Origin of the sequence: Larkinella sp., assembly GCF_965227735.1 — a bacterium.
In the GTDB taxonomy this organism is placed as follows: Bacteria; Bacteroidota; Bacteroidia; order Cytophagales; family Spirosomataceae; genus Larkinella.
The window spans coordinates 5033635-5047734 of record NZ_OZ245776.1 but is presented as its reverse complement, the minus strand read 5'-3'; the positions used below and the strand labels follow the sequence as shown (position 1 = coordinate 5047734).

18 protein-coding genes are annotated in these 14100 nt (G+C 50.8%); 8 read left to right on the top strand and 10 right to left on the bottom strand.

Features of this window, described 5'->3' with window-relative positions:
• Positions 1-28: 28 nt before the first annotated feature.
• The 3 genes from ACO064_RS19720 to ACO064_RS19710 all read right to left on the bottom strand — a co-directional run bounded on the left by ACO064_RS19720 (position 29) and on the right by ACO064_RS19710 (position 3151).
• Complete coding sequence (locus ACO064_RS19720; protein ID WP_421828939.1) at positions 29-919, bottom strand: FKBP-type peptidyl-prolyl cis-trans isomerase; 891 nt, start codon at positions 917-919, stop codon at positions 29-31.
• Between the two features lie 108 nt (positions 920-1027).
• Positions 1028-1942: an FKBP-type peptidyl-prolyl cis-trans isomerase gene (locus tag ACO064_RS19715; protein WP_421828938.1), complete on the bottom strand. Its 915-nt coding sequence runs from the start codon at positions 1940-1942 to the stop codon at positions 1028-1030.
• Between the two features lie 192 nt (positions 1943-2134).
• A complete protein-coding gene (locus ACO064_RS19710; protein ID WP_421828937.1) occupies positions 2135-3151 on the bottom strand; it encodes a DHH family phosphoesterase in 1017 nt (338 codons plus the stop codon).
• 109 nt (positions 3152-3260) lie between these two features.
• On the opposite strand from ACO064_RS19710, the gene ACO064_RS19705 reads away from it, so the two are divergent.
• Positions 3261-3680: a nucleoside-diphosphate kinase gene (locus ACO064_RS19705; RefSeq protein WP_114405442.1), complete on the top strand. Its 420-nt coding sequence runs from the start codon at positions 3261-3263 to the stop codon at positions 3678-3680.
• Between the two features lie 92 nt (positions 3681-3772).
• On the opposite strand, the gene nth is transcribed toward ACO064_RS19705, so the two are convergent.
• From nth to ACO064_RS19690, 3 genes are all read right to left on the bottom strand, one after another.
• A complete protein-coding gene (nth, locus tag ACO064_RS19700; RefSeq protein ID WP_421828936.1) occupies positions 3773-4420 on the bottom strand; it encodes an endonuclease III in 648 nt (215 codons plus the stop codon).
• Positions 4421-4560: 140 nt separating this feature from the next.
• A complete protein-coding gene (locus ACO064_RS19695; protein ID WP_150876519.1) occupies positions 4561-4797 on the bottom strand; it encodes a hypothetical protein in 237 nt (78 codons plus the stop codon).
• On the bottom strand, positions 4772-5371 hold the full coding sequence (locus ACO064_RS19690) for an RNA polymerase sigma factor (protein ID WP_114405445.1): 600 nt from the start codon (positions 5369-5371) through the stop codon (positions 4772-4774). Before ACO064_RS19690 ends, ACO064_RS19695 begins: the two co-directional genes overlap by 26 nt.
• A 406-nt stretch (positions 5372-5777) precedes the next feature.
• Here ACO064_RS19690 and ACO064_RS19685 point away from each other — a divergent pair, with 406 nt between their 5' ends.
• On the top strand, positions 5778-6083 hold the full coding sequence (locus ACO064_RS19685) for a (2Fe-2S) ferredoxin domain-containing protein (protein ID WP_421828935.1): 306 nt from the start codon (positions 5778-5780) through the stop codon (positions 6081-6083).
• 62 nt (positions 6084-6145) lie between these two features.
• Positions 6146-6838, top strand: a complete 693-nt coding sequence (locus tag ACO064_RS19680) for a YjjG family noncanonical pyrimidine nucleotidase (protein WP_421828934.1) — start codon at positions 6146-6148, stop codon at positions 6836-6838.
• On the opposite strand, the gene ACO064_RS19675 is transcribed toward ACO064_RS19680, so the two are convergent.
• The 3 genes from ACO064_RS19675 to ACO064_RS19665 form a co-directional block, all read right to left on the bottom strand.
• Positions 6833-7528, bottom strand: a complete 696-nt coding sequence (locus tag ACO064_RS19675; RefSeq protein ID WP_421828933.1) for a DUF3291 domain-containing protein — start codon at positions 7526-7528, stop codon at positions 6833-6835. The two genes, ACO064_RS19680 and ACO064_RS19675, sit on opposite strands and share 6 nt — an antisense overlap.
• A 224-nt stretch (positions 7529-7752) precedes the next feature.
• A complete protein-coding gene (locus ACO064_RS19670) occupies positions 7753-8265 on the bottom strand; it encodes a hypothetical protein (RefSeq protein WP_421828932.1) in 513 nt (170 codons plus the stop codon).
• 120 nt (positions 8266-8385) lie between these two features.
• The gene (locus ACO064_RS19665) at positions 8386-9015 is read right to left on the bottom strand and encodes a thioredoxin family protein (RefSeq protein ID WP_421828931.1); all 630 of its coding nucleotides are present in this window, start codon (positions 9013-9015) and stop codon (positions 8386-8388) included.
• A gap of 278 nt (positions 9016-9293) precedes the next feature.
• On the opposite strand from ACO064_RS19665, the gene rplU reads away from it, so the two are divergent.
• From rplU to ACO064_RS19640, 5 genes are all read left to right on the top strand, one after another.
• Positions 9294-9605 (top strand): 50S ribosomal protein L21, encoded by a 312-nt coding sequence (rplU, locus tag ACO064_RS19660; RefSeq protein WP_138990084.1) that lies wholly within the window; start codon positions 9294-9296, stop codon positions 9603-9605.
• A gap of 115 nt (positions 9606-9720) precedes the next feature.
• The gene (gene rpmA / locus ACO064_RS19655; RefSeq protein ID WP_421828930.1) at positions 9721-10032 is read left to right on the top strand and encodes a 50S ribosomal protein L27; all 312 of its coding nucleotides are present in this window, start codon (positions 9721-9723) and stop codon (positions 10030-10032) included.
• A gap of 153 nt (positions 10033-10185) precedes the next feature.
• Positions 10186-10788 carry a NifU family protein gene (locus tag ACO064_RS19650; protein WP_114405452.1) on the top strand — a complete coding sequence of 201 codons (603 nt, stop codon included), beginning with the start codon at positions 10186-10188 and terminating at the stop codon, positions 10786-10788.
• Between the two features lie 103 nt (positions 10789-10891).
• Positions 10892-12331 carry a DUF5723 family protein gene (locus ACO064_RS19645; protein ID WP_421828929.1) on the top strand — a complete coding sequence of 480 codons (1440 nt, stop codon included), beginning with the start codon at positions 10892-10894 and terminating at the stop codon, positions 12329-12331.
• A gap of 12 nt (positions 12332-12343) precedes the next feature.
• The gene (locus tag ACO064_RS19640) at positions 12344-13528 is read left to right on the top strand and encodes an OmpA family protein (protein ID WP_421828928.1); all 1185 of its coding nucleotides are present in this window, start codon (positions 12344-12346) and stop codon (positions 13526-13528) included.
• Here the strand turns inward: ACO064_RS19640 and ACO064_RS19635 are convergent.
• Positions 13514-13984, bottom strand: a complete 471-nt coding sequence (locus ACO064_RS19635; protein WP_421828927.1) for a response regulator — start codon at positions 13982-13984, stop codon at positions 13514-13516. The two genes, ACO064_RS19640 and ACO064_RS19635, sit on opposite strands and share 15 nt — an antisense overlap.
• Positions 13985-14100 lie beyond the last annotated feature (116 nt).

The window sequence follows — 14100 nt, the reverse complement described above, 5'->3', positions numbered from 1 at the left end:
AGACAGCCTATGGATCTGGAAAGATGATTTATTTGGCACTAACGACTTCAATATCAAATGCAAGCGAAGCGTAGGGAGGAATGGGAGCCTTTCCTAACTGCCCATACCCAATGGTAGAAGGCAGAACGATGGTCGCTTTTTCACCTTCCCGCATTTTTACCAGTGCTTCATCCCAGGCGGCAATAACCGCACCCGTTCCAATGTTGAAATCGGTTCCATCGGCATTGGCATCAAATTGATTGCCATTGAGCAAAGTACCTTTGTATTTTATTTTCACCGTCTGTCCTACTTTCACGAGAGCCGAGTCAGGATAGGCTTTTGTCAGGAGAAACCGGAGACCGGAAGCGGTTTTCTCGGCCGCCGTCAAGCCTTTGGCGACCAGATAATCCTGAATCTGTTCTTCTTCGGTCCGGACGCTGACCACCGTAATGTCATACCGGACGGGCGTATAAGCCGGGAGGAGTAAATTACCACTCTTGTTGTCGGTCGGGTCGTAGGGCGCCAATACGATGGCTTCTTCGCCTTCTTTCAGCAACTGCAGGCCGTTGTAAAGCCGGGCCGTAATCGTTCCTTGTGAGGGCGCACCAATGGTCACGGTACTCGGCTTTTTGGCAAATGTGTCAGAACTGTCTACAATGACTCCATCCAACCGGCGTTGCACAAAGTAAAAACGAACTTCGTCGCCCGCTACCGGAGTCTGACCAGTCGGTACAGCTTTGGTTTTAGCGATATACAAACCGGTTGCATCATCCTTAGTGGCCTGGAGATTTTTCTGAGCAATATAAGCAGTAATTTCCTCCTCGTTTTCGCGTCGTTTGCGATCGTTCAGCGCTTCGCCCGGATCCGGCGCACAACTCACCTGTGCGATCAGTAGCCCAATCAGCGAAACGGCAACACTCCATTTCAGCCAATTTTTCATTCCTGCCATCTCATTCGTGTATCTAAATACGCTTTTCTACTTCTATTGGTAAACAACGAACCCGATACGAATCTGGTATCGGGTTCGTTCACAGATTTCGGGTATCGATTACCGTCCGCCCTGCGGCATTTGGGGCATCGGCGGGGTCGGTGCGGCTCCTTTTTTAACATCGACCAGTTCCACATCGAACATGATCACGGAGTTTGGCGGAATAGCACCCGGTGCGCCTTCCACGCCGTAGGCCAGGCCCGACGGAATAATCAACGTTCCTTTGCCTCCTTTTTTCAATTGACGAACCCCTTCGTCCCAACCCGGAATCACGGCTCCCTGACCCAGCGGAAAATCGATCCCGGCCTGCGTCTGCGGGTTTTTATCGGAGCTGTCGAACACTTTTCCGTTCATCAGTTTGCCGGTGTATTTCACTTTCACGACATCACCCGAGCCTGGGTTTGCGCCCGTTCCTGGTTGCGTAATGACGACATACAAACCGGATGCGGTTTTCTGCCCGGCCAGTTTGTTCTTGGCTACATAATCGGCGATGGTTTTGTCGTCGGTACCTTTCTGCTTTTCCCGAAGCGATACCTGCGCTTTCTGGAATTCCTCCATCGACTGAATATCGATCACTTTGATGGTGTAGGCAATATCGGAGCCTTTCGGAATAAACGGCGGCAGGGGTTGCTGCGACCGGCCGGCAATCGAATCGGCGTTGACGTAAATGGTGGCACTATCGCCCTTGCTCAACAGAGCCAGACCTTCTTCGAGGCTGCCTTTGAAGGTCGATGCCTGCAAAGGCTGTTTCACGGGCGCCCCATTCTGATAGCTGCTGCCCAGCAGTGAATCCTTGCTGTTTTTGACCGTTAAATTAAAGGTCATCACGTCGCCGACTTTCGCTTTACGCGTATCTTCGACATCTTCGTGAAACTTGTACTTCAAGCCGGTTTCGGTTACTTGCACCCGGTTGTTGTCGCAGGAAGCCAGTACCACGACCAGCAGAGAGAGTTTACTAACGGTTTTGATAGTCATGAAATTTAGTGTTTGTAGTTCGTAGTTTGGTTTTAAAATTTGTGGTTAACTACACACCACAAACGGGACTTTGTTTAGTTGACAAAAATAGTATATGGTTTACGGTTTTCCGTATTCGGTTTACGGTGGCTGACGCGAGAATACGAATGCGTCAGCCACCGTAAACCGAATACGGAAAACCGTAAACCATCTTCAAACCGACTCCAGCAATTGCTCCTGATACGCCGGCAATACACTCAGTAGTTTTTGTTCTGTTTCCTTGAGCGTCAGCGTTGTCCGGCCACCGGCCGCATTTTTATGACCGCCCCCGCTGAAATGCTGGCTGGCCAGATCACGCACCGAAAAGTCACCCACCGACCGGAACGACATTTTCACCTCGTCTCCCCGATCGATCAGAATGGCCGCCATAATGACCCCTTCGACCGCCAGCGCCTGATTGACCAGACCTTCCGTATCGCCCATTTTCGACCGGAACCGCTTCAGTTCCGCATCGGTAATGGTGATGTAGGCAAACCGGTATTCCGGCAAAACCACCAGCTTCTCCGACAGCGCATAGCCCGTAAACCGAAGTTTGTCGAGCGAAACGTTGTCGTAGATCCGGCGGTGGATGGGACTTACTTCAATGCCAATATCGATCAATTCGGCAACCACCCGGTGCACGTCGCCCGTGGTACTGGCGTGCCGGAACGAGCCCGTATCGGTCATAATACCGGCGTAAAGACACTCGGCCATGCCCACATCGACGAGTTTTTTATCACCAAACCGGTCGATCAGTTGAAACACAAGCTGAGCGGTGGCGGCTGCCTTCGTGTCCCAGTAGGCAAAATCAGCGAACGACTCCGGTTCCAAGTGATGGTCGATCATCACCTTTTTGGCGCGCGACTGCCGCACCAGCGGTTCCAGATCCCGGATGCGGTTGAGTGCGGAGAAATCCAGGCAAAAAATAAGGTCGGCCTGTTCGAACAACTGACTGATTTCGACCCGCTTCTTTTCGTCAAACACCAGCACGTCGTCGTTGCCACTCAACCAGTACAGGTTTTCGGGGTAATCGGTCGGCGTAATCACCTTAACATGGTGGTTCCGTTTTTTCAGATAACCCGCCAGGCCCAGCGACGAGCCCATGGCATCGGCATCGGGGTTTAGGTGGGTGGTAATCAGCACCGTCTGGGGCTGGTCAATCAGCGTACGGATAGCGTCGAAGTCTTGCATTTATGAATTACCCCGGGTGAACGGGCAGGTATCAATTCGCAAAATTACGAAGAATTGTTCTCTAATCTTTATACCTTTGGAGCCAAATAATATTTTGTTTCACTCCCTGATGACGACCAACCGTACGTTCACGATGATTAAACCCGACGCCGTGGCGGAGGGGAATTCCGGTGCAATCATTCAAATGATCGAAGAAGCCGGATTTCGGATTGTAGCCGTAAAGAAAGCCCTGCTGACGAAAGAGCGGGCCGGCCAGTTTTACGCCGTTCACAGCGAACGCCCTTTTTACAACGATCTGTGCGCCTATATGTCGTCCGGAGCCATCATTCCAATGATTCTGGAAAAAGACAATGCCGTGGCTGATTTCCGCAAGCTGATTGGTGCCACCAACCCGGCCCAGGCCGAAGAGGGAACCATCCGGAAACGGTTTGCCAAGTCGATCGAAGCCAATGCCATTCACGGCTCGGACTCCGACGATAACGCGAAAATCGAAGGCGACTTCTTCTTTGCCGGTATCGAGCAGTTCTGAACTCGGATTACGCAGATTAAAGGATTAACAGGATGTAAAGGATTAGATTGCGGAGCCATCTGGGTTAATCCTTTAATCTGTGTAATCCGAGTTCAAGACAGTCTAATATTCTGATAGTACTGACAAAAATGCGTCAGGGCGCATTCCGAACATTTGGGTGACCGGGCGACGCACACATACCGTCCGTGCAAAATCAGCCAGTGGTGGGCTTTGGGAACGTATTCTTTTGGGATGTATTTCACCAATGCCAGCTCGACCGCCAGGGGCGTTGTAGCGGTTTTAGGCACCAATCCCAGCCGGTGCGACACGCGGAAGACGTGGGTATCGACCGCCATCGTCGGCTGATTAAAAATAAGGGACGCAATGACGTGGGCGGTTTTCCGGCCCACCCCCGGCATCTTCTGCAAGTCGTCTACTTTCGCCGGCACTTCCGACCCAAACTCCTCCGTCAATACCTTCGCCATCCCCACCAGGTGTTTCGCCTTGTTGTTTGGATACGAAACACTCCGAATGTAACCAAACACCTCATCGACCGACGCTGCCGCGAGCGATTCCGGTTCGGGAAACCGTTCGAACAGCTTCGGGGTCACCTGGTTGATCCGTTTGTCGGTGCATTGAGCCGACAAAATAACCGCCACCAGCAATTCATACGGATTGCGGTAATGCAACTCGGTCTCCGGTTCCGGGAAGTGGGTAATGAAGTAATCGAGAAAATGGCGAAACCGCTCTTTCTTCAGCATACAGCAAAGATAACTCCCTCTGATCAACTCTGATTTTCTCTGGTCAACTCTGTGTAACAACTTTGAAAATTATTACACAGAGTTAATCAGAGAAAATCAGAGTTGATCAGAGAAAACAGAAACCCGTCAGCCAGATGGATTCAGGCTGACGGGTTTGCCGCGTAATTTCTCGAATAATTCAGGATATTTTGAACGGTACGTTCGGCCGGTTTGCGTTCGATTTTATTCATCAAACACTTGATTTCGAGCGTATCTAAATAGAAGCTCATCAATTCCGGTTCTGCCATGAGGGCGTCTTCGATCAGGAGATTTTCCTCGGTGGAAGTCTCTTCGTAGACATACCGGATTACGTCATCGTTGGTAAAAATTTGTATCATAGTATGGGGAACGTTTGCTTAACTGCTTACGCAAATTAATTAAAGCATAACGCATTCTCCCCAATGCCGTATTGATACTGACTCCGGTTGCATCGGCAATTTCCTGGAAACTCATTTCCTCGTAATGCCGCATAATCAGAACCTGTCGCTGCTGCTCGGGCAGCCGTTGAATCAGCTCACGCAGATGTTCATGCGTCTCCTGCCGAATCTGCACCGACTCGATGGAGTCCTCGGCAAATTCCAGCGTATTGAACACATTACTACCATCTTCAAACACTACATTGGGGTAGCGTTTTTCTTTCCTAAAAAAGTCGATAGCCAGGTTGTGAGCGATCCGAATAATCCAGGGCAAAAATTTACCCTCTTCGTTGTACTTACCGGATTTTAATGTTTCAACAGCCTTGATAAAGGTGTCCTGCATTAAGTCTTCGGCAACGTACTGGTCCTTTACAATCAGATAAATCGTGGTATAAACTTTCGATTTGTGGCGTTGAACCAGTTTTTCGAAGGCTTTTTCACTACCGCGGATGTACAGGGATATAAGCTCACTGTCGCTAACCTGCAATTTGTCCATTTTCAGTAATCAGTTAGGTAACGTAGAGCTTTGTATCGATAGTGTGTGAGCGTTGGGATTTTTAGTGAAAGATCTGATTGGTTGTCTCAAAGTAAAATATTTTCATTGTACTTTGCAATAGGCGGAAAAATTATTTTCATACTAATCGGTCAAAATACAACACTTTATTGTGTGAATTGTAAAAAAAACTTTAATTCCTGATCATTTATACATTTCTGCCTTATTCAAGGATTGATTTGTACTTTTTTTACCAACCACTTGGATAGACCCAAAATGATGCCAAAGGGTTTAAACCGACCGAAATTCTTTCCTTACTATTCGGGTAGCACTCCTGAGATTTTTAACGGAACTTTGCAATACTTACTCATATACGAAATTCGCCATCGGCGCGATTGAATCCATTCTCATGAAATTTAAGAAACACGTTTTTATTTGTGCCAATCAAAAACCGGCCCCCAAAAAAAGCTGCGGAGAAGCCCACGGCCTGGCGCTGGTCGATGCCTTCAAGGAGGCCTTGAAACAACGCGGTTTGCAAATTGACATCCGCGCCCAACGCGCCGGTTGCCTCGATACCTGTGCTCTGGGGCCGTCGATGGTGGTGTATCCGGAAGGCACCTATTACGGCAATGTACAACTCTCGGATGTCGAAGAAATTGTGGAAAGCCACCTCGTCAATAATCAACCCGTGGAGCGACTGGTGCTCCCGTTTTAATGGTTCGGGCGTCAGCACAGACGGGTAAGCAATGTCGGTTCTGACGCCCGACTTTCTCAGCCATGTATAAACATCTTTTTTTCGATCTCGATCACACCCTCTGGGATTTTGACCGGAATTCCACGGAATCGATTTTTGAATTATATGAGGTGTTCCGGCTCTCGGAGGCCGGTATTGCTTCCGCCGACGAGTTTAACCGCCACTTCATTGCCATCAACAACCAGCTCTGGTCCGATTTCTACAACAACCGACTGAGCCATACCGACATTCGGAAATACCGGTTTCGGATGGTCATGGATGCCGTCGGCGTTTCGGATCATTCCGTTTGTGACCAGATGAACGAAGCTTATCTGCAACTGCTGCCCCGCAAACCGCACCTGATGGAATCGGCTGCCGATGTGCTGGACTACCTCAAAGAACGCTATCAGTTGCACGTCATCACCAACGGTTTTGACGAAATTCAGGCATTGAAAATGGCCAGTTCGGGCCTGACCGACTACTTTCAGCACATTGTAACCATCCAGAAAGCCGAAGCCAAAAAGCCGGAGTCGCGCATTTTCGAGTTTGCCCTGAACGTATCGGGCGCTTCGCTCGGTGAAAGCCTGATGATTGGCGATAATTACGAAGCGGATGTCTGCGGAGCCCTGAACGCGGGCATGGACGTGGTGTATTACAACACGGCCAGCCTGCCCATCGAAGGAACTGCACCAACCTACGAAATCCAGCACCTGAAAGAACTGATGGCGATTTTATAGAGCGGTTTCCGGCAGAAGCGGTTTTCCGGAAAAAGTCCCTTCGCTTCCGACAACGGCAAACCGGGCAAACAATTCCTCCGAATACCACCGTCGTTCACGCGTCAGCCGAACCACTTCCTTGTGGCCGCTCTGCCGGTAGGCAAACTGATCGATGGTTTTCTCGTCTTTCCAGACGCTGACCGTGCATTGCTGCGTAAACGGTTTTTCACCGACGCCAATGGCCAGGAGCAGGTCATCGGCGTGGGCTTTCAGGCGTTGGCGGGCCTGCGGAATGTGCCGCCAGAAATCGGGTAAAGCCGCCAGCCGAAGCGTGGCACGGGTCAGCACAGCCACCGGAAAACCGGTCGAACGCGAGGGCTCCGGCACGTCAAATGGATTTTGCCCATCCCACGCGCCGTGCGACCGCAACGGGTTCATATACAGCGTTCCCACCTCTTTCGTGCTTTGGCAGAGCGTTTTCCAGCGGTCTGACTTAAAGAACAACCGGGCGGCTTTTTCGTCCGTCCAGACGCCGAGAAAAACATAGGCCGATAAGTCCGGAATCAGGCCAAAGTTTCGCCCACAGCCCATCATTTTCTGGAACTGCAGCCCTTCCGCCCGAAATGGCCGCATGACCCACCGGCCCATGTTGGCAAAAGCCGGGTACCATCCCCGCGCCGGATACCGCAGCAAAGTGAACGTTACAATCAATGGAATTATGCGGGTTAAGTACGCTCCCTGAATAAGAATCGCGAGGGCATTTTTTGATCAAAAAACGGAAAAAATATTTTTTCAGGTCTTCAAAACCACCAAATGTTCAACGTTTTTTCCAAACACTGTTCATTTATTCCAACACTCTGTGTATATTTTTCCACAGAAAAGCCGCCCCAACCAACGCGGTTGGGGCGGCTTTTATACCTAACTAACCAGAACGATTAGTTATCGTTATCAAGTTTATCACCAGCTTTGTCAAACGCATCGCCGATGTTTTTGCCCGCTTCCTTAAAGCCTTTTTTCACATCTTTCCAGGCGGCTGCGGTGGCGTTCTGAGCGTTTTCCAGATCCTGACCGAGTTCCTTCCGGTCTTCCTCCAGTTCGGCCAGTTTTTCTTTGGATTTTGCCTTGGCTTCTGCCCCTTCGCGGTTGATATCCGCCTTTAATTTATCGATACGGGCATCCAGATCCCGTTGTTCTTCCTTGATATCAGCCACTACTTTGTCGCGTTCCTCCCGAAAATCGGCAGCCGCTTCTTCGCCTTTGGCTTCCATTTTATCACCGGCTTCTTCGGCATCGGCCTCTACGGCCTCACCCGTTTTTTCCATGGCATCTTCGGTGCGGGATTCATTTTTCCCGTCATTCTGACAAGACGTCAGCGATAATGAAGCCACAAGGAAAGCTGCCCCGGCCAACATACGAATCTGTTTGAACGTCATGATCACCTTTTTCATACGATTTACTGATTGATTGGTTTGTAAACACCCCTTGTCAAAAGCAGTGCCAAAAGAGGATGATGGATGATGAACGATGAGTAGAAGTTACACATTCATCGTTCATCATCCATCATCCTCTTACATGCTTTTCCACTTGATGGCGCAGCCGATGGCTTTGGTAGTGGTCAGAACAACGGGGCGGCCCAGCAGCAGGTTATTGACGGCGTCCTCCACATACCGCCGACGCACGCCCGCGGGAATCTGCGGACTGTCGTCGATGGAGCCGGTATACTCGACCGTAAATCGGTCGCCGGAACGTTTCAGGATGAATGCTTCGGGTGTGCGGGTGGCACCAAAGGCGTGGGCCACGGTCTGGCTTTCGTCCGACAAATACGGGAATGAATAGTTTTTTTCCTGCGCCCGGATTTTCATGTTTTCAAACGAATCCTCGCTGTAGGCCCCCGGGTCGTTGGGTTGAATGGCAATCACCGGAAAACCGGCCACGGCGTATTTCCGATCCAGCGCCATAATGCGTTCTTCGTAGGCTTTCGAAAACGGGCAGTGGTTGGACGTAAAGACCAGAATGACCCCTCTCCCGTTTTTATAATCGCTCAGTGAAACCAGGCGACCATCGACATTTTTCAGCTTAAAATCCACGACGGCGTCGCCAATGGTATACACTTTCTCCTCTGCCAAAGGGGGTACCGGCGCAAACGTGGCCGCTGCTGCAATCATCAGCACAGCAAGCAGACTTATCCATGCTTTCATACGAATCGAGTTAAAGTCGGAATAATCTTCTCCGCAGGACGTTACAATGCCGAACCCATACACCCTTTCGGCCCGGTGACCGACGGCAAGCCCTCCTACGTTACGCAAGCCGTTTAACCCGAAAACGCTGCACAAAATTCGTGCTAACCAACAAACAACCAGTGCGTTTCCTGTTAATTTAACATTTCTGGCGAATAGAAGGTTCTGATTTCTTTTTTCAAACAAAAACTCCTATATTTGCACCTCATTTCTGAGAAACAACATTTTCTGTATCAATCATGTATGCAATCGTAGAGATCGCAGGGCAGCAATTTAAAGTTGAAAAGGGCCGATACGTCTATACCCACCGGTTGGAAGGCGACACGGACGCTGCACTTGTGTTCGACAAGGTACTACTTGTCGATAATGACGGGACAATTTCGGTAGGTGCCCCGACCGTCGAAGGCGCCCAGGTTTCCGGCAAAATTCTGGAACACCTGAAAGGCGAAAAAGTGATCGTCTTTAAAAAGAAACGTCGGAAAGGCTACAAGAAGAAAAATGGCCACCGTCAGTATCTGACCAAAGTATTAATCGAAGACATAACTGTATAATCGTTTTCGGTTCCCGGTTTTCGGTTTTCGGTTGGTTGACACGTGCTTGTCCCGGATGTATTAGCTAACCAGAAACTGTAAACCATAAACCGTAAACCGTAAACTTTCTAAAAAAATGGCACACAAGAAAGGTGTAGGTAGTTCCAGGAACGGCCGCGACTCGATGAGCAAGCGCTTGGGTGTGAAACTGTTCGGTGGTCAGTCGGCCATTGCCGGTAACATCATCGTTCGTCAACGCGGCACCAAGCATCACCCCGACAAAAACGTCGGCATTGGCCGCGATCACACGCTGTTTGCGTTGGTCGATGGCTCCGTACATTTCCGCAAAGGCAAAGGTGGCCGTTCATTCGTGAGCATCATCACCTCAGCCCCGGCAGCGGTAGAAGCGGCTCCGGCAGCAGAAGTGGCCGAAGCTCCGGTAGCTTAATCAAATTCTTTTTGTGATTCCGAAGGGTTTCACAGCGATCTTAAAAACCTGTCTGGGAATACCGGACAGGTTTTTTATTGTTGGCAAACTAATCAATCCGGCCGGGTGTTTGTCCAGTAGCGGTTTTGATACACAACTGAAACGATTACGAAAATGACGAGTACGTTATATCCTGCTTTATCGCTGTATACCGAAAGCAGCCCGAATCCCAACTCCATGAAGTTCGTGGTGAACTTTCCGTTGGCACCGGAAGGGCTTTCGTTCGATTATGCCGACGCGTCGGAAGCCCTGATCAACGGGAAAAATTCGCCCCTGGTGGTGGCTTTATTTGGCTTCGATTACGTGAAGCGGGTGTTTATTGCCAGCAACTTTATCACGGTTACGAAAGACGAACAAACCGAGTGGGAAGATGTTCTGATTGAGGTTAAACAATATATCCGGGCGTATTTCAACGACCAGAAACCGGTTTTTGCCCAGCAAACCATCGACTCCAACACCACCAAAGTGGAAGCGGATTCGCCGACCATTCAAAAAATCAAGTCCGTCCTGGATCAATATATCCGCCCGGCCGTTGAATCCGACGGAGGAGCCATCAGCTTCCACTCGTTCAACGACGAAGACGGCACCGTGAAGGTGTTGCTGCAAGGTTCGTGCAGCGGTTGCCCCTCTTCCACGCTGACCCTGAAAGCCGGTATCGAAAATCTCCTGACGCGTTTAGTACCCGAAGTAAAACAAGTCGAAGCAGAAGGCGTTTAAATAATTATGAATGATGGATGATGAACGATGAATTTTGTATGCGTTAGCTAATTCATCGTTCATCATCCATCATTCATAATCTAGATTTATAACCTTTTTGTTTATGAGTTTACGGATCACCCGTTTTCTTTCTTTTTGTCTGTTTACTTCTTCGGTTGCGGCCCAAAATTTTCTGGGTATCGCGCCCAGTCCCTACGGCGGTACCCAGAGCCTTTATCTGAATCCCGCTTTTGCCACCGACTCCAAATACGGTTTTTACCTGAATCTGGGGGCCGGGAATGCCCACATCGACAACAATTACGTTCGCTACCAGGCTCCCTATTCGCTCTCTTCGCTCGCACTGAAACGGGTGCCGGATCAATATAAATTATCCGATGGGGCCGTTTTATTCCGCCCCGAATATCTGGAAGAAATCGCCAATGGGAAACCCAAAAATGCCACCGCCTGGACCGACCTGCGCGGGCCGTCTCTGTTGCTTCAACTGGGTGGTCGGGCGGCCATTGGGCTGACAACCCGGCTACGGGCCACGGCCCAGATCCGCAATGCGTCGGAATCGCTGCTGTCGGTGGTGCGGGCGGGTTTGCAGGACGAACAACTCTACAACATTCCGAATAAGGATAACCAGTTCAGTATCAACACCAACACCTACGCCGAAATCGGGTTGACGCTGGCGGCAGCACTCATTCAGGACGAGTATCAACAGCTTTCGATTGGCGTCACGGTGAAACGCCTGCAGGGCATCACGGCCGGTTTTCTGAACAACAAGGGGTTGTCCTACCGCGTCCTGTCGGACACTGCCAACACGGGTTCCTACTACATGCAGGTCGATCAGCTTAACGCCGAGCTGGGCTACACAACCTATTTGCAGGATCAGGGGCGGTCGGTCAGCCTGCGTCAGTTTTTCGACGGCAACAACCCCGGCAGAGGCTGGGGAGCCGACATTGGCTTTTCATACCAGCTTAAATCGGCCGATGATCCGGACCAGTATACGCTGCGTCTAGGGGTAGCGTTGATGGATATCGGTGCCATTCGGTATGAGGATAACCGGTACGTCCAACGGTATTCGATCAATACCACCAACCAGCAATTTACGTCCGACGATTTCATCAAAGCCAAAGGCAGCGAAGGCATTGCCGAAGTGGTTCGGGATGAACTGAATCTGACCGAAGCCAACAACACCGGGCGGTTTACGTCCGGATTGCCAACGGCCCTTTCCCTCAATGCCGACATCAACGTTGGGCGGGGCTTCTACCTGACGGGGACTTTACTCCAGGATTTGCGGGCCAAAGATGCGATTGCCATTCGCCAGCCTTCGCTGGTTGCGATAACGCCCCGGCTCGAAACCTCGACAGTTGGCGTAGCCATTCCGCTGGTGTTTCTGAATAACGCCTTCATGGCGGGGGCTTCCATCCGGGTGGGGCCGGTTTTTCTGGGAACCGACAATCTGTTTGGCATGATTGGTAGTAGTTCCAATAAATTGAGTCCGCGCGGGGCCGATGTCTATGCCGGGCTGGCGCTGGGTAGCCGTCGCCGAAAACCGTAGCTCCTAAGCGAAATGAAAGGTTTTAACGCTTTTATTCTTTCCCTCTTCCTGACGCTACAGGCCGTAGTGGGTACCGGACAAACCAATCCGGTGGAAGAATACACTGTTCGGATTGAAACGAAAGACCGCAGCGGCCGCCTGCTTCCGGCAACCCTGACCATTACCAACGAAAAAACCAGGAAAGTCCAGCGCGGTACACTGCAACTGGGCTCTTACACCGTGGCACTGCCCGCCGGGTACATCTACCGGCTCGATGCCAATTATGTCGGCTACCGACCGACGCAGAAAATTCTTCGTCTCGACCGCGTAACCGACCCGGAGCAATCCCAGCAAACCATCGTGCTTGAAATGGAACGCGAGGTTTCGGCCGAATCGCCCGTTAATGTCACCGTGGTTGACTACGACACCAAGCAACTCGTCCGGCAGAAGCTGAATGTCCAAATTCAGGAATTTAACGGAAAACGGGTGATTATGAACGGCCCACCGCGCGAGGGACGTTTTACGTTTCTGGCAGAATTCGGGCAAAAAATCCGGTTTACCGTGGAGGTTGAAGGCTATCAGCCCTACGAGTACACGGTTGATGTGAAAGATCAGCACGACATCACGATCCGGTTGCAGCGGGCCAAAAGTTCGGTTGTTGCCGAAACGCAGCCCACCGCAGAACCGGTTTCGCCTGCGACTACCCCGCCGGTGGTAACGCCCCCCGCGACGACTTCGCCCCCGGTGGTGGCAACACCCAGCCCAAAGCAAACAACTCCTCCGGTGGTTGCCGAGACCAAACCGGTGGTGCCGGAAGCCAAACCAGCGACCACAGCCGCCCCGGTCAATACGGATTTAGCCACCCTGACGACGGGAAAAACCGTTACGCTCAACAACGTCTACTTCGACCAGAGCAGTTATTTACTGCGCCCCGAATCCTACACCCAACTGAATCAGTTGGTGGCTCTGCTGAAAAGCCGACCGGGTTTGCGAATTGAGATTTCGGGTCATACCGACAACGTGGGCGATCCGCGGCTGAATCTGGCGCTTTCCGAAAACCGCGCCCGGGTCATTACAACCTACCTGACAACCAACGGTATTGCCGAAAGCCGCCTTCGCTTCAAAGGATACGGGCAGACGAAACCCATTGCAGCCAACGACACGGAGGAGAATAAACGGAAAAACCGGCGGGTCGAAGTGCGGTTACTGGACGGATAAATTGTTGGTCGATGACGCCGACGTCAACGCCAGCCAATGCTGGTAGACCTGCCGCATCAACTCTTTAATCTCTTCAAAATAAAGGGGTTTACTGATACAAACCGTGGCTCCGAGGTCGATGCACAATTCCATTTCGCCCTGATTCTGGGTATTGACAAACAAGACCACCGGGATGCGTTGCCAGACCGGCCTGTCCATGATTTCCCGCAGCGTGTCGAATCCGCTCAGGCCCGGCATGTACTTATCCAAAATGATGATCCACGAACTCAGTGCAGCCGGCGAATCGCCTTCCTGCTCCATAAAACTCAACAGCCGCTCTCCACTGTCAAACTCCCGAATCGGGGCCGCCATTTCCATCGATTCAAGCGCCATTCGCATCAACATCCGGTCCTCTTCGTCGTCATCTACCAACAAAACCGTTGGTCTACTCTCAGAATTAGTATACTGTGTTTCCATGCGATCCAATTTTCGTTCACAAGAAGCGCCAAAAATCGGCAATCGTGGGCAATGGTTAAGCCCATTCAATCAAAAAAAGGAAGAATGTGGAAGAAAAATTAAACAAAACTCTTTAG